This window comes from Rathayibacter tritici, assembly GCF_002932875.1.
In the GTDB taxonomy this organism is placed as follows: domain Bacteria; phylum Actinomycetota; class Actinomycetes; order Actinomycetales; family Microbacteriaceae; genus Rathayibacter; species Rathayibacter tritici.
On record NZ_PSWS01000065.1, the window covers coordinates 22,469 to 37,030 of the forward strand.

The following is a 14,562-nucleotide window of genomic DNA, read 5'->3' on the forward strand; positions in this document are numbered from 1 at the left end:
CTGCACCTGGTCGTCGTCGGCGATGTCGTGCTCGACGTCGACCTGTCCGGACCTGCCGAACGGCTGAGCCCGGACGCGCCGGTTCCCGTGGTCGACGTCACGGCCCGCAGCGCCCGCGCCGGCGGTGCCGGGCTGGTCGCGCGGATGCTCGCCCGCGACGGGCACGAGGTGACTCTCGTGACGGCGCTCGCCGACGACTCCGACCCGGATGTGGCGGAGCTGCGCGCCGAACTCGACGGCGTTCGGGTGATCGCCGGGCCCTCGGGGGCGCCGACGCCGGTGAAGACGCGGGTCGCCGCCTCCGGCCAGGCCGTGGTGCGGATCGACCGCGGCTGCGAGACCCTACCCGTTCCCGGCGTGAGCGTCGCGATGCTCGCGGCGCTCTCCGACGCCGACGCGGTGATCGTCGCCGACTACGGCCGCCGCCTCACCGAGGACGCCTCGCTCCGTGCCGCGCTCGACGCGCTCACCGTGCCGCTGGTCTGGGATCCGCACCCCCGCGGCTCGCAGCCGGTCGCCGCGACCACGCTCGCGACTCCGAACCTCGCCGAAGCCACCACGTTCTCCGGAGCCACCGGGCGCGGAGTGACGCGCGCCGAGTCGGCCGCGACCACGCTCCTCGAGCGCTGGGGCTGCGGGGCGGTCGCCGTGACGATGGGCTCCTCCGGGGCTCTGCTGCGCGCCCGCGGCGCCGGCGTGCCGGTCGTCGCTCCGGCCGCCTCCGTGCCGCCCACCGACCCGTGCGGAGCGGGCGACCGGTTCGCCGCCTCCGCCGCGGTCGCCCTCGCCAGGGGCTCCAGTGCATCCGAAGCCGTCCAGGCCGCTGTCGCCGACGCCGGCGCCTACCTGCTCGCGGGCGGAGTCGCCTCCCTCGCCGCTCCCGCCGACGCCGCACCACTTCGCGGCGGCGGGGTTGATGCGCTGCGCGTCGCGGAGGCCGTGCGCGCCTCGGGTGGAACCGTCGTTGCAACCGGCGGCTGCTTCGACCTCCTGCACGCCGGCCACGCCCGCACGCTCTCGGCCGCCCGCGCACTCGGCGACTGCCTGATCGTGTGCCTGAACTCGGACGACTCCGTGCGCCGCCTCAAGGGCGCCGCGCGCCCGATCATCCCCGAGGACGACCGCGTCGACCTCCTCCTCGCACTGGAATGCGTCGACGCCGTGCTGGTCTTCGGCGAGGACACGCCGGACGAGGCGCTGCGCCGCATCCGCCCCGATGTCTGGGTGAAGGGCGGCGATTACTCCGCCGAATCCCTCCCCGAGACGGCGACCGTGGCGGAGTGGGGCGGCCGCGTCCTCACCGTGCCCTACCACCCCGGCCGCTCGACCACTCATCTCGCCGCCGCGCTCGCGCGCGTCGGCTGACCCGAGGCCCACAAGGCCCGCAGCCCACCCCCGGAAGGACACCATGAGCACCACTGCCACCCCCATCGGCCGCGTTTTGATCACCGGAGGAGCCTCCGGGCTCGGTGCGGCCGTCGCCGCCGCGGTCACCGCCGCCGGCGGCACCCCGATCGTGCTCGACCGCGACGTCTCCGCCGTGCAGGAGGGCGTCGCCGCCTACCAGGTCGACGTTGCGAAGACCCGCGAGGCCGAGAAGGCGGTCGCCGAGATCGCCCGCGAGCACGGCGGGCTCGACGCCGTCGTGACCGCGGCCGGCATCGACCGCTGCGGCCGCCTGGTCGACGTCGAGCCGGAGGAATGGGAGCGCGTCATCTCGGTGAACCTCCTCGGCACCGCGGCCGTCGTCCGCGCGGCACTGCCCTTCCTCACCGAGACCCACGGGCGCGTCGTCACCGTCGCCTCCTCGCTGGCGATCAAGGCCGTGTCGGACGCGACCGCGTACTGCGCCTCGAAGTTCGGCGTGCTCGGCTTCACCCGCGCGCTCGCCGCCGAGACCAAGGGCGAGATCGGCGTGACCACGCTGATCCCCTCCGGCATGAAGACCCGCTTCTTCGACGACCGGGACGAGCAGTACAAGCCCGGCCCCGACGCGCTGCTGAACGACCCGGAGAACGTCGCGAACGCCGTGATGTTCATCCTCGGCCAGCCCCGCGCCTGCGAGATCCGCGAACTCGTCATCACCCACGAGGAGGAGCCCTCCTGGCCCTGACCCCCTCGGCCTCCCCTCCGCGAGATGCCACTTGGGTACGCCCGCTCCGGCGTGTCGCGTACCCAAGTGGCATCTCGCGGTCAGCGGGTGGACGCGAGGACAGCGCGGACGTCCTCGAGGACGGTTGCGACGCGGACGTCGTCGACGAAGGTGACGTCGTGCTCGCAGCGCGGGGCCGTCCAGCCGACCTGCGTCACGTCGACGCCGCAGACCGGGCAGCGCGTGGTCCAGCTGAGCTGCACCCGGTGACGCTGCCTCCCGAGCGGAGCGGCGTTGATCGCGTTGCCCACCCAGAAGACCCCGACCGTCGGGGCGCCGACTGCGGCCGCGAGGTGCCGGGGCCCGGAGTCATTGCCGAGCACCAGATCGGCGAGCGAGAGCAGCGGAGCGAGATCCGGCAGGTCGACGATGCCCGCCCACGAGACGGCTCCCGGCGCTCCGGCGACGATCTCGTCGGCGGCGGACACATCGGAGTCGTCGCCCACCACGAGCACACGCGCCCCGTCGGCCAGCAGCTCCGTCGCCACGGCGGCGAAGGAGGCGGCCGGCCAGCGCCGGCGGACATCCGTCGCGCCCGGGTGGATCAGCACCAGCGGGCCGCCAGAGGGCAGCGCAGCGGCCAAGCGGTCCCGCCGCTCCGGATCCACGGCGAGCGCCGGCTCGAGCCGGGTCGCGGCCGCTCCGGCCAGCCCGACGATCTCGAGCGCGCGCAGCATCTCATGCTGGTAGTAGACGTAGGGGATCGTGCGCTCCAGCTCCTCCGCGTCGGGCGTACGCGAGCCGACCGTGTGCCGCGCGCCGAGCCGCTGCAAGAACGGGTTGGAGTAGCGCCCGCCGCCGTGCAGCTGTACGGCCAGGTCGAAGCGGCGCGCGCGCATCCGGTCGGTGAAGTCCTCGACCACCCGCGGATCCTCCCCCTCCCCGTCGCGGACTCCCTGCGCGATCGGCAGGATCTCGACCTCGGCGATCGGCGACTCGACCCCCGAGAGCAGCACCCGGTGCGCGGGTGTGCCGAGCAGGGTGATCTCGGCGCCTGGGTACGCGGCCGCGAGCGCGTCGACGGCGGGGAGGGCGAACAGCAGATCGCCGAGACCGCCGCCGCGCAGGACGGCGATCCTCTCGACTCCGGCGAAGGGCTCTCGGAGGGGGGCGATGGCGACCACGGCGGGTTCCTCTCAGCTGCGAAGGCGCGCGGACGCGGCTCCGGGGATGGTGCACTTCTCCATTTCCCCGCCACGGCCGATCCGAAACCGGATCGCCAGCGCACAACGTCAGCTGAGAGCACGTCTCATCGATGATGGTGGATGAGACCTGCTCTCAGCTGACGTTGTGCGGAGCAGGACGAGTGCCCTGATGGCAACAGTGGCGCTGGCGAGATCCGGCGAGACCGGCATGCTCATCGCCGGTGTCACCCTGACGATCGACGGTGTCCTGATGATCGGGCTGGCGAGCGGAATCGCGCGATTCCGCGTCACTCTCCGCGACGACCGGATCGACGTCGTCCCCGTGGCCGGGCACCCGCGCTCGGTCCCGCTCCGCGACATCGCCCGGATTACCCCCGCGGGAGGCAGGTACGGCGGGCTGAGCGTTTACGACGTGCGACGCAAGCGCCTCTTCTCCGTCACGACGATCACGCTCGGCTTCCCGCTCCTGGTGCCGTTCCTGCAGTGGAACGCACCCCTCGCCGGGGAGGAGTTCGCGCGCAAGCACGAGCGGAACTTCCCCGTCATCCTCGGACCCGCGGCGCCGCGCCCGCAGGAGCGCTGAATTCCCGACTCCTCCGTGTCTAGGTCCCCAGCACCCGGGTACCGGTCGGATGCGCCCGCCACTCCGCGCGCGCCCCCGACCGAGAGGTGACCGTGACCATCGACATCACGACCCCCGCCACCGCCGACACCGTCCGCCGTGCGCGGACCGCGTTCCCCGGGTGGGCCGCCACCGCGCCTGCCGAGCGCGGCGCCCTCCTCCGTGCCGCCGCCCACCGGGTGGCCGAGCGCGAGCAGGAGCTCGCCGACCTCAACACGCAGGAGACGGGCAAGCCCGCCGGCGACGCACTGGGCGGCGTTCGCGCCGGAGTCGACACGCTGCTCCAGTACGCCGAGCTCGGCCCGCTGCACCGGGGAAAGAGCCTGCGCGGAGGGGCCCTGAACGTCGATCTGGCCCTGCCGCATCCGCGCGGTGTCGTCCTCGCCCTCACTCCGTGGAATGACCCGGTCGCCGTCGCCGCGGGTCTCCTCGGCGCCGCGATCGTCTCGGGGGACGTCGTCGTGCACAAGCCGAGCGAGCGCAGCCCGGGTACGGGCGCACTGTTCACGTCGATCCTCGCTGCGGCGTTGCCCGAGGGCGTGCTGACGCTGGTCGAGGGCGACGGCACGGTCGGCGACGAGCTCGCCCGCACCGAGGGCGTCGATGTCCTCGCCCACGTCGGCTCGACCGCGACGGGCCGTGCCCTCGCCCGGGTCGCCGCCGTCACCGGAGCGCACGTGATCCTTGAGAACGGCGGCAATGACGCACTGGTCATCGACCGCGACGTCGACCCGGTCTGGGCCGCCGAGCAGGCCGCCCTGGGTGCCTTCGCGAACGCCGGCCAGATCTGTACCTCCGTCGAGCGGATCTACGTGCACCGCGACATCGCTGACGCGTTCACCGCCGCGCTCGTCGCCGAGGCCGACCGCTGGAGCGCCGGCCCCCTCCCCCGGCTCGTCGACGCCCGGATGCGCGACGCCGTCCACGAGCACGTCACCGAAGCCCTCGGCAGCGGCGCCCGCGCCCTCACTGGCGGCACCCCCGGCGACGGCACGTTCTACCCCGCCACCGTCCTCGCCGACTGCACCGAGTCGATGCTCGTGATGACGGAGGAGACGTTCGGGCCCGTCGCGCCGATCGCCGTCGTGGACTCCTTCGACGAGGGTCTCGCCCGCGCCGCCGCGAGCCCCTACGGCCTGGCCGCGTCGATCCTCACCGCCGACATGGAGCACGCCCACCGCGCCGCCGCGACCCTGCCCGTCGGCACGGTCAAGGTCAACGGCGTCTTCGGAGGCGCGCCCGGCGGTAGCGCCCAGCCCCGCGGCGCTTCGGGATCGGGCTTCGGCTACGGCCCCGAGCTGCTCGAGGAGATGACCACCACCACGGTCGTCCACTTCGGGCTCCCCGTCCTGCCGGGACGTGCCCGGTGAGCCTCGAGGGCTCGGCGCTCCAGCGGGCGAGCGCACTGCTGGCGCACGTCCACGAGCGTCCGCCGGTGGTCGCCGTGATCGGAGACCTGATCCTCGACTCCTGGTGGCTCGGCGAGGCCGAGCGAGTCACGCGGGAGGCGCCCGCGCCGGTCCTGCGGCTGGAGGATATCGTCGATGTCGCGGGTGGCGCGGCGAATACCGCCGCGAATCTGCGTGCACTGGGGGCGGTGGTCCGCACGGTCGGAGTGGCCGGGCGCGACGCCGAGGGCGACCGCCTCGTGCGCGCCCTCGAGCGGGCGGGCCTGGACACCTCCGCGGTCGTCCGGACCGGAGCGGCGACGACGATCAAGACCCGCGTCGTCGGCGGAGACAGCGTGATGCTGCGCGTCGACTCCGGCCCGCACCGTCCCTCCGACGACGAACTCACCCTGCTGGCCGACGCCGCCGCTCGGGCCGGCGCGGGAGCCGACGCCGTTCTGGTCTGCGACTACGGCTCCGGGATCCTTCGCGCGGCGCTCGAACGCCTGCTCGCCATCGAGCGCCCCGACCTCCTCGTGATCGACGCGCACGAGCTCGCCGACTGGGCCTTCGCCCGGCCCGACGTCGTCACTCCGAACGCCAAGGAGGCGGAGCGGCTGCTCGGCGCCGCCCTCGGCCGCGGCTCCGAGCGCGCCGCCGCCGTCCGCGACGCCGCCGAGGAGCTACGCGCGCGCTCGGGCGCGCGGCACGTGGTGGTCACCCTCGACCGCGACGGCTCCACCGCCCTCGATGAGGACGGCACGATCAGCCGCACCTTCGCGCAGCCCGCGGAGGAGAAGCAGGCGTCCGGGGCCGGCGACACCTTCGCCGCGGCCGCCACGCTCGCCCTTGCCGCCGGCCGCTCCCTCGCCACCGCCGTCGACCTCGCGCAGGCCGCCGCCGACGTGGTGGTGCAGCGCCCGGGCACCTCCGTCTGCACGGGCGAGGACCTCCTCGCCTCCCTCGCGGCGCCCGGCGCCATCGTCCTGGGCGAGGAGGCGCTGGTCGAGGTGCTCGCGGAGCAGTCGCGCCGCGGCCGCCGCGTGGTGTTCACCAACGGCTGCTTCGACGTCCTGCACCGAGGGCACACCGCCTACCTCCGCCAGGCGCGTGAGCTCGGCGATGTGCTCGTGGTCGCCGTGAACGATGACGACTCCGTCCGCCGGCTGAAGGGCGAGGGTCGGCCGATCAACCCGGAGGGCGACCGCGCCGGAGTGATCGCCGAGCTGGGCTGCGTCGACTTCGTGACCCTCTTCGGCGGCGACACTCCGATTCCGCTGCTCGAACGGGTGCAGCCCGACGTCTACGTCAAGGGCGGCGACTACAACCCGGACATGCTCGCGGAGGCGGCGGTCGTCCGCTCCTACGGCGGCACCGTCACCACGGTGGGCTACGTCTCCGAGCACTCCACGACCGAGATGGTTCAGCGGATCCGATCGGCCGCACCGTGACGAGCCGCCGCTGGTCCGGGCGCTGGGGGGTCGCCCAGGCGCCCGAGCAGCCGCTGATCGACGTGCTCGTGCCGACGGTCGGGCGCCGCGCCGAGCTCGCCGCGATGCTCGCCGGACTGGCCGCTCAGGACGATCCGCCCTTCCGCGTGATTCTCAGCGACCAGTCCGACGCGGCGGTCGCCGAGACCGACCCGACGATCCGGGCGATGCTGCGCGTGCTGGAGGCGCAGGGCCGGTCCCCGATGGTGCGCCGGCACCTGCCCCGCCGGGGCCTCGCGGAGCAGCGCCACTACCTCCTCTCCCTGGCCACCGCCCCCGCTGTCCTCTTCCTCGACGACGACGTCTGGCTCGAACCGGGCACGCTCGCGCGGCTGCACGAGGCGCTGGAGCGGCTCGGCTGCGGCTTCGTCGGCTCCGCGGTGCAGGGCCTGTCGTACCTCGAGGACGTGCGCCCGCACGAGACAGCGGCGTTCGAGACCTGGGAGGAGCGCGTCGAGCCGGAGCGGGTGCGGCGCGGCACCCCCGAGTTCGAGCGGTGGCCGCTGCACAACGCCGCGAACCTCACGCACGTCGCTGCCCGCCTCGACGTCCCGGAGGGGGCCTGGCGCGCCTACCGAGTCGCCTGGCTGGGCGCCTGCGTCCTCTACCGCCGCGACGCCCTGCTGGCCGTCGGCGGCTTCGACTTCTGGGAGCAGCTGCCCCCGGAGCACAGCGGCGAGGACGTCGCCGCGCAGTGGCGCGTCATGGAGCGCTTCGGCGGCGCGGGCCTGGTGCCCAGCGGTGCCGTGCACCTCGAGACGCCCACGACGGTCACCGACCGGCGCGTCGACGCCTTCGACCGGCTCTTCGCCGAAGAGCACTCGTAACACTCCGACGAAAGGACAGCACGATGGACGTTCCCAACCCGATCCAGATCCAGAAGTACCTCTCGGGCATCGACTACCCCGCCTCGAAGGACACGATCGTCGAGACCGCCGAGAAGGAGGGCGCCGACGGCGACGTCCTGGAGGCACTCCGCGCGATCCCCGACGCCACGTACGACAAGCCCACCGACGTGAGCTCGGCCGTCTCCAAGGTCTGACCTCCCCTCCGCGAGATGCCACTTACGTCTGCGACACGCCGTGTCGGACGTACTCAAGTGGCATCTCGCGGCCGGAGAAGCACGGGTGGCAGGTTAGGCGGGGGCGTGCTCGCGGAGGGCGCCGGACTCGAGGGCCTGGAAGGAGAGGACTTTATAGCCTTCGGACTCGAAGAAAATCGTCGCGCGGTCGGCCTCGACGCTCATCACGGTACCTGCGCCCCATTCGCGGTGCTCGACGGCCTCGTCGACGCTGAGCGGAGCGTCGACCGGCGCCTCGGCGGTCTCCCCACTCGCCTCGTGCCGCTCGCAGCCGTCGCAGTTACCGCACCACTCCGGCGACTCCACACCGAAGTAGTCGAGCAGCACCCGGCGTCGGCACTGGGTGGTCTCGGCGTACGCCCGCATCATCTCCAGTCGCGACTCCGCGATCCGCTCTCGCGAGGCGAGGGCTTCTTTCACCGCGTCCACGGCCTCGTCGCCGGAGGCCTCGCGCGTGGCGCGCAGCCCAGAGCCGGTCTCGACCAGCCCCGCGTCCGCGAGATCGTTCACGATCCGGGCGATCGTGCGGGCCGGCGTGTCCAGCTCCTTCGCCAGTGCGCCGGAGTCGAGCCCCGGCTGCTCCGACACGGCCGCCCAGACCACCCGCAGCGCGGCCTTATCGACCGAGCGCTTGGCGAAGAAGCGGCGCAGCCCCAGGTCCTCGGCGCGGTAGTGCAGCGCGCCGGTCGCGGGCTCGCCATCGCGGCCCGCCCGGCCGATCTCCTGGTAGTAGGCGTCCAGCGACTCGGTGGTCGTGGCGTGCAACACGAAGCGGACGTCGGCGCGGTCGATGCCCATCCCGAAGGCCGAGGTGGCGACGACGACGTCGAGTTCGCCGGCCCGCCACTGCTCGTGCACGACCTTGCGCTCCGACACCTTGAGCCCCGCGTGGTACGCCGCGACCCGGCGCCCCTCCGCCGCGATGTCGGCAGTGTAGGCCTCGGTTTCCTTGCGGGTGGCCAAGTAGACCAGGCCCGGAGCCGTCCAGCTGCGCGCCTCCTCGACCACGGCCGCGCGCTTCTCGTTCTCGCTTTCGTGGCGGTGGACCACCAGGCGGATCTCGGGGCGGTCGACGCCATGCACCTGGATCTCGGGATCGGTCATCCGTAGCCGCTCGACGATCTCGTCGCGCACCGGCCCGGAGGCGGTGGCCGTCATCGCCAGCACCGGCGGGTCGCCGAGCTGGCCGCGCACGTCGGCCAGGCGGAGGTAGTCGGGCCGGAAATCGTGGCCCCAGGAGGAGAGGCAGTGCGCCTCGTCGACCACCAGGAGCGACACTCCCGCGGCCGCCAGCCGGGCGACGTTCTCGGGCTTGGCCAGCTGCTCCGGAGCAAGCAGGACGTAGAGCGGACCGCCCTCGTCGATCCGCTCCCAGGCGCGGGCCACGGCAGCGGCGCCCTGGGCGGAGTTGATCGCGACAGCGGGCGGAGCAGCGGGCGCCGCCTCGATCGCGGCAAGCTGGTCTGCCTGGAGCGCCACGAGCGGAGAGACGACGAGGACGACTCCGCCGCGCTCGGCTCCGGCGATCTGGTACACCGCGGACTTGCCGCCGCCCGCCGCCGTGCTGTCAATGCCCTGCCAACGGCGCTGCGTCGTGCTGGGCTGGACGCATCCGATCGAGAGGAGCCGCTATGGCCGACCGCACCGTGAACCAGGACCTGCCCGGATCAGACGACGACACCGCCGCGAACACCGGCGGCGCGCAGACCGTGTTGCCCGGCGAGGATGCGGCGGACACCTCCGCTGCAGGCGCCGCTCCCGGCGGCACCGCGATCGACCGTGGCCTCGCCGACGCCATGACCGAGGGCGACAGCGGGGGCGACTCCGTCTCCGGAGACGCGGACCTGCCGGGCGAGACCGACGGCTCCGTGGCCAGCGACCCGGCGAGCGCCGGCTGACACCCCGCCCGCGCGACCTCGGGCTCGCGGAATCGCGTTCGGCTCGCGGAATCCGGCGATTTCCGCGAGCCGAACCCGGATTCACGCGCCCAAAGCCCCTCCAAGCCGGAGGGGGCCGGGCTCAGCGCCGTACGAGTACCGGGTTGAACAGCGTGCCGATCCCCTCGACGTCGACCGCGACGGTGTCACCGTTGGCGATCGGACCGACCCCCGCCGGCGTCCCGGTGAGGATCACATCGCCCGGGAGCAGCGTGAAGATGCGCGAGACGTAGGCCACGAGCTCGGGCACACCGTGGATCATGTCGCCGGTGCTGCCCGACTGCTGCGCGCGGCCGTTGACCCGCGTCTCGATCGCACTCTCGTTCCAGAGCAATTCGGTCTCGATCACCGGCCCCAGCGGGCAAAAGGTGTCATAGCCCTTGGCGCGGGTCCACTGGCCGTCCGCGCGCTGGAGATCGCGGGCGGTGACGTCATTGGCGATCGTGTAGCCGAAGACCACGTCCTCGTAGTCCTCCGCGCGCACGTTGCGGGCGACAGCGCCGATCACGACCGCCAGCTCGCCCTCGAACTCCACCTGCTGGCTATCCTCGGGCAGAACGATGGCCTCGTCCGGGCCGATCACTGACGTGTTGGGCTTGAGGAACACCAGCGGCTCGGCGGGAGCGTCGCCGCCCATCTCGGCCGCGTGATCGGCGTAGTTCTTGCCGATCCCGACGACCTTCGAGCGCGGAATCACCGGCGCGAGGAGCTTCGCTTCCGCGATTGGAATCCGCTCGCCCGTGGTGTCGAACCCGGCGAACATCGGATCCCCGGCGAGCACGACCAGGTCGTCCTCGTCCACGATCCCGAAGTGGATCGCTCCCCCGTTGTCCCCGTCGCGCTGTGTGGCGAATCGTGCGATCTTCATGCGTCCAGCCTCGTCATCCATCCGTGCGTGTCCTCGCGGCGTCCGTACTGGATACCGGTCAGCTCCTCCCGGAGCGACATCGTCAGCTCGCCCGCCGGCGCGTCCTTCTGGCCGACCGTGAAGCCCTCGCCCGTGAGTTCGGCGATCGGAGTGATCACGGCCGCGGTCCCGCAGGCGAACACCTCGACGACGTCGCCCGAGGCGACTCCGTCCCGCCACTCGTCGATACTCACTCGACGGCGCTCGACGCGGTGCCCGCGGTCCTCGGCGAGCTGCAGCACGCTGTCGCGAGTGATCCCCTCGAGGATCGAGTCCGACTCCGGGGTGACGAGCGTGCCGTCCTTCTTCACCAGCACCACGTTCATCCCGCCGAGTTCCTCGATCCACTGCGACTCCTCGGAGTCGAGGAAGAGCACCTGCGCGCAGCCGTGGCGGTACGCCTCCTGCTGCGGCAGAAGCGAGGAGGCGTAGTTGCCGCCGGTCTTCGCCGCTCCGGTGCCGCCCTTGCCCGCGCGGGCGTAGGAGGTGGAGAGCCAGATCGACACGGGCGCGACGCCACCCGAGAAGTAGGCTCCGGCGGGGCTGGCGATCAGGTAGTAGCCGACGTCCTCGGCCGCGCGGACACCGAGGAACGCCTCCTGCGCGAACATGAACGGGCGCAGGTACAGGCTGGTTTCGGGCTCGGACGGCACCCAGCCGCCGTCCACCGCGATCAGCTGCCGCAGCGATGCGATGAAGAGCTCCGTCGGCAGCTCGGGCAGCGCGAGCCGACGGGCCGAGCGCTGGAGGCGGCGGGCGTTGGCTTCGGGGCGGAAGGTCCAGATCGAGCCGTCCTCGTGGCGGTAGGCCTTCATCCCCTCGAAGATCTCCTGCGCGTAGTGCAGGACGGCAGCGGCCGGGTCGAGCGCGAGCGGGCCGTAGGGCTCGACGCGGGCGCTGTGCCACCCGTCGGCGCGGGTCCAGCGGAGCCCGACCATGTGGTCGGTGAAGTGCACGCCGAAACCGGGGTTGGCCAGGATGTGGGCGCGCTCCTGCTCGGAGCGGGGAGCGGGGGCCGGGGTCACCTCGAAGGCGAGGGCGGCGGGGGCGGAGTCGGCGGAGTCGGTACTCATCGTGGTGGTGTCCTTCTGCGGGGGATCAGCGGAGGCGGGCGACGACGGAGTCGCCAATCGCCTCCGTGGAGCGCGGAGTGCCGTCGCGCGACTCGATGTCGGCGGTCACGGCCGCGGTCACGCGGGCGGCCTCGTCGCTGCGGCCGAGGTGGTCGAGCAGCATCGCCGCCGACAGGATCGCAGCGGTCGGGTCGGCGAGCTGGCGTCCGGCGATGTCGGGCGCGGATCCGTGAACCGGCTCGAACATGCTGGGGAACGCGCCGTCGGGGTTGATGTTTCCCGAGGCCGCGAGTCCGATGCCGCCGCTGATCGCGCCGGCCAGATCGGTCAGGATGTCGCCGAAAAGGTTGTCGGTGACGATGACGTCGAACCTAGCAGGGTCGGTCACCAGGAAGATCGTCGCGGCGTCCACGTGAAGGTAGTCGACGGTCACGTCCTCGAAAGCGGCCCCCACCTCGTCGACGATCCGCCTCCAGAGCGAGCCGGCGAAGACGAGCACGTTCGTCTTGTGCACGAGCGTGAGCCGGGAGCGCCGCGTGCGGGCGACCTCGAAGGCGTAGCGCACGACCCGCTCAACCCCGTAGGCCGTGTTGACCGAGACCTCGTTCGCGACCTCCTGCGGGGTGCCCGGCCGGATCACTCCGCCGGTACCGACGTAGGGCCCCTCAGTCCCCTCGCGCACGACCACGAAGTCGACCTCTCCGGGGGCCGCGAGCGGTGACGGCACACCCGCGTAGAGGCGGGTGGGCCGCAGGTTGACGTACTGGTCGAGCTCGAAGCGCAGGCGCAGCAGCAGCCCGCGCTCGATGCTCGCGTCCTTCAGGCGCGGGTCGCCCGGTGCCCCGCCGACGGCGCCCAGGAGGATCGCGTCGTGCTGCGCGATCGCGGCAAGGTCATCGTCGGTGAGGACCTCGCCGGACTCGAGGTACCGGGCGGCGCCGACCGAGAACGTGGTCGTCTCCAGCACCAGGTCGGAATCGGCGGTGACGGCGGCGAGGACCTTGACGGCCTCAGCGGTCACCTCGGGACCGATTCCGTCTCCGGGGATGACGGCGAGCTTCACGGTTCGGGGCATGGCGGTCCTCAGGCGTACGGGGGTGGAGTCCCCCCAGCGTACTCGCGGCCCCTCCCCCGCCCCCGCCGCGAGATGCCACTTGCGCGGGCGACACGCCGAGGAACGCGCGCATAAGTGGCATCTCGCGGGAGGCAGCAGGGGCGCTTCAGCTTCGTCGGAGGCGCCAGGCGGCGACGGCAGCCGCGGCCAGCACGAGGACGACGCCGAGCCACGCCGACCAGCCGACGCCCGCGTCGAACGCCGAGCCCGCCGAGGCGAGCAGGCTCGCGGCGGAGTCGGCGGGCAGCTCGCCCGCGACCGACACGGCGCCGCCGAGGGTCTCGCCGGCCCGCTGCGCCTGCGCGGCGTCGAGGCCCTCCGGCAACACCACTCCCCCGCGGTACACCGCGGTGAGGACAGTACCGAGCGTCGCTGTGCCGAGCACGGCGCCCAGCTCGTACGCGGTCTCGGAGACGGCGGAGGCGGCTCCGGCCTTATCGGCGGGGGCGTTCGCCAGGATCAGCTCATTCGAGACCGTCTCCGCCGCGCCGATGCCCAGTCCGAGGAACGCGAAGGCGACAGCCACGGTCAGCGCCGACGCGCCGCCGGGGGCCGCGCTGCCGACGGCGAGCAGAACGTAGCCGACCGCGGAGATCAGCAGCCCGGCCGGTACGACGAGGCGCGGAGCGACGCGGCGCGCGATCGGCACCACGCCCAGCCCCGCCACGATCATCACCGCCAGGCCCGGCACCAGCACGAGACCCGCCTCCAGCGGCGACAGCCCGACCACCAGCTGCAGATGCTGCGAGAGGAAGAAGAGCCCGCCGACGAGCGCCGTCACGCTGAGCAGGTTGACCACGATCGCCGCACTGAACGAGCCGCGGCCAAAGAGCGAGAGGTCCAGCATCGGCGACGTCCGCCGCCGCTGGCGACGCACGAAGAGCACGCCCGAGACGACACCGACGACAAGCGCCGCGACCCCGACCACATCGACCCCGTGCTCGGCGAACGACTTCACCGCGTAGACGACGGGCGCCATCGTCGCCAGCGACAGCAGAATGCTGAGCACGTCGACCGGCCCGGGCCGCGGGTCGCGCGACTCCGGCACCAGGATCGGCACCAGCACCACCAGCGGCAGTAGCACCGGCACCGCGAGCAGGAACACCGACCCCCAGGCGAAGTGTTCGAGCAGCACGCCGCCGACCAGCGGGCCGATGGCAGAGCCGACCGCGAATCCGGTCGCCCAGATCGCGATCGCGAGGCGGCGCTGATCACGGTTCGGGAAGAGGCTGCGCAGGAGGGAGAGGGTCGAGGGCATCAGCATCGCGCCGAAGAAGCCCAGCGCCGCGCGGGCACCGATCAGCGCACCGGCGGTGGGGGCGAACGCGGCCACGACTGAGACGGCCGCGAAGCCGATCGCGCCGATCAGCAGGAGGCGTCGCCGCCCGACGCGGTCGCCGAGACTGCCCATCGCCACCAGCAGTCCGGCGAGCACCAGGGGGTACGCGTCCACGATCCAGAGCAGCTCGGTGCCGGAGGGGCCCAGCCCCTCGGCGATCGAGGGCAGCGCGAAGTTCAGCACGGTGTTGTCGACCGAGACGAGCAGCACCGGCAGCATCAGCACCGCGAGCGCGACCCAGGCGCGTCGCCCGACCCGGTCGGCGGCGCCGGCGGAGTCGAGGGTGGGGATGGGAGCGGTGCGCGCGGACACGG

Annotated in this window: 14 protein-coding genes; 8 read left to right on the top strand and 6 right to left on the bottom strand. The window is 72.9% G+C overall.

The features are described from left to right. Positions 1-1,365 (top strand): PfkB family carbohydrate kinase, encoded by a 1,365-nt coding sequence (locus C5D07_RS13035; RefSeq protein WP_068257061.1) that lies wholly within the window; start codon positions 1-3, stop codon positions 1,363-1,365. A 43-nt stretch (positions 1,366-1,408) separates the two neighbouring features. After that, positions 1,409-2,113 carry an SDR family oxidoreductase gene (locus tag C5D07_RS13040; RefSeq protein WP_068252241.1) on the top strand — a complete coding sequence of 235 codons (705 nt, stop codon included), beginning with the start codon at positions 1,409-1,411 and terminating at the stop codon, positions 2,111-2,113. 80 nt (positions 2,114-2,193) lie between these two features. Here the strand turns inward: C5D07_RS13040 and C5D07_RS13045 are convergent, their stop codons facing one another. Continuing rightward, positions 2,194-3,276 carry a glycosyltransferase family 9 protein gene (locus C5D07_RS13045; protein WP_104259513.1) on the bottom strand — a complete coding sequence of 361 codons (1,083 nt, stop codon included), beginning with the start codon at positions 3,274-3,276 and terminating at the stop codon, positions 2,194-2,196. A gap of 190 nt (positions 3,277-3,466) precedes the next feature. Between C5D07_RS13045 and C5D07_RS13050 the strand changes: the two genes are divergently transcribed. The 5 genes from C5D07_RS13050 to C5D07_RS13070 all read left to right on the top strand — a co-directional run bounded on the left by C5D07_RS13050 (position 3,467) and on the right by C5D07_RS13070 (position 7,839). Next, a complete protein-coding gene (locus C5D07_RS13050) occupies positions 3,467-3,880 on the top strand; it encodes a hypothetical protein (RefSeq protein ID WP_104259514.1) in 414 nt (137 codons plus the stop codon). Positions 3,881-3,972: 92 nt separating this feature from the next. After that, positions 3,973-5,289, top strand: coding sequence for an aldehyde dehydrogenase family protein (locus C5D07_RS13055; RefSeq protein WP_237358236.1), 1,317 nt, complete (start codon positions 3,973-3,975; stop codon positions 5,287-5,289). Further along, a complete protein-coding gene (gene rfaE2, locus C5D07_RS13060; protein ID WP_104259515.1) occupies positions 5,286-6,758 on the top strand; it encodes a D-glycero-beta-D-manno-heptose 1-phosphate adenylyltransferase in 1,473 nt (490 codons plus the stop codon). The genes C5D07_RS13055 and rfaE2 overlap by 4 nt, the downstream gene beginning before the upstream one ends. Beyond that, entirely contained in the window at positions 6,755-7,624 is an 870-nt protein-coding gene (locus C5D07_RS13065) for a glycosyltransferase family 2 protein (protein WP_104259516.1), read from the top strand. The genes rfaE2 and C5D07_RS13065 overlap by 4 nt, the downstream gene beginning before the upstream one ends. A 23-nt stretch (positions 7,625-7,647) precedes the next feature. Beyond that, the gene (locus C5D07_RS13070) at positions 7,648-7,839 is read left to right on the top strand and encodes a DUF2795 domain-containing protein (RefSeq protein ID WP_068252230.1); all 192 of its coding nucleotides are present in this window, start codon (positions 7,648-7,650) and stop codon (positions 7,837-7,839) included. Between the two features lie 93 nt (positions 7,840-7,932). Here C5D07_RS13070 and C5D07_RS13075 read toward each other — a convergent pair whose 3' ends face one another. Further along, positions 7,933-9,495, bottom strand: a complete 1,563-nt coding sequence (locus C5D07_RS13075) for a RecQ family ATP-dependent DNA helicase (protein ID WP_346243099.1) — start codon at positions 9,493-9,495, stop codon at positions 7,933-7,935. Positions 9,496-9,509: 14 nt separating this feature from the next. Between C5D07_RS13075 and C5D07_RS13080 the strand changes: the two genes are divergently transcribed. Next, a complete protein-coding gene (locus tag C5D07_RS13080) occupies positions 9,510-9,776 on the top strand; it encodes a hypothetical protein (protein WP_068252218.1) in 267 nt (88 codons plus the stop codon). Positions 9,777-9,897: 121 nt separating this feature from the next. Here C5D07_RS13080 and C5D07_RS13085 read toward each other — a convergent pair whose 3' ends face one another. From C5D07_RS13085 to C5D07_RS13100, 4 genes are all read right to left on the bottom strand, one after another. Further along, positions 9,898-10,683 (bottom strand): fumarylacetoacetate hydrolase family protein, encoded by a 786-nt coding sequence (locus C5D07_RS13085; protein WP_104259518.1) that lies wholly within the window; start codon positions 10,681-10,683, stop codon positions 9,898-9,900. Then, the gene (locus C5D07_RS13090; protein WP_068257055.1) at positions 10,680-11,795 is read right to left on the bottom strand and encodes a branched-chain amino acid aminotransferase; all 1,116 of its coding nucleotides are present in this window, start codon (positions 11,793-11,795) and stop codon (positions 10,680-10,682) included. The genes C5D07_RS13085 and C5D07_RS13090 overlap by 4 nt, the downstream gene beginning before the upstream one ends. Before the next feature lie 25 nt (positions 11,796-11,820). Next, positions 11,821-12,870 carry a 3-isopropylmalate dehydrogenase gene (locus tag C5D07_RS13095; protein WP_068252214.1) on the bottom strand — a complete coding sequence of 350 codons (1,050 nt, stop codon included), beginning with the start codon at positions 12,868-12,870 and terminating at the stop codon, positions 11,821-11,823. Between the two features lie 145 nt (positions 12,871-13,015). Further along, positions 13,016-14,560 (bottom strand): MFS transporter, encoded by a 1,545-nt coding sequence (locus C5D07_RS13100; protein ID WP_249028239.1) that lies wholly within the window; start codon positions 14,558-14,560, stop codon positions 13,016-13,018. Positions 14,561-14,562 lie beyond the last annotated feature (2 nt).

Bases quoted from the DNA above. Each gene is read 5' to 3' on its own strand.
- C5D07_RS13040 (WP_068252241.1), top strand. From the start codon at position 1,409: ATGAGCACCACTGCCACCCCCATCGGCCGCGTTTTGATCACCGGAGGA.
- C5D07_RS13050 (WP_104259514.1), top strand. From the start codon at position 3,467: ATGGCAACAGTGGCGCTGGCGAGATCCGGCGAGACCGGCATGCTCATC.
- C5D07_RS13070 (WP_068252230.1), top strand. From the start codon at position 7,648: ATGGACGTTCCCAACCCGATCCAGATCCAGAAGTACCTCTCGGGCATC.
- C5D07_RS13080 (WP_068252218.1), top strand. From the start codon at position 9,510: ATGGCCGACCGCACCGTGAACCAGGACCTGCCCGGATCAGACGACGAC.
- C5D07_RS13085 (WP_104259518.1), bottom strand. From the start codon at position 10,683: ATGAAGATCGCACGATTCGCCACACAGCGCGACGGGGACAACGGGGGA.
- C5D07_RS13090 (WP_068257055.1), bottom strand. From the start codon at position 11,795: ATGAGTACCGACTCCGCCGACTCCGCCCCCGCCGCCCTCGCCTTCGAG.
- C5D07_RS13095 (WP_068252214.1), bottom strand. From the start codon at position 12,870: ATGCCCCGAACCGTGAAGCTCGCCGTCATCCCCGGAGACGGAATCGGT.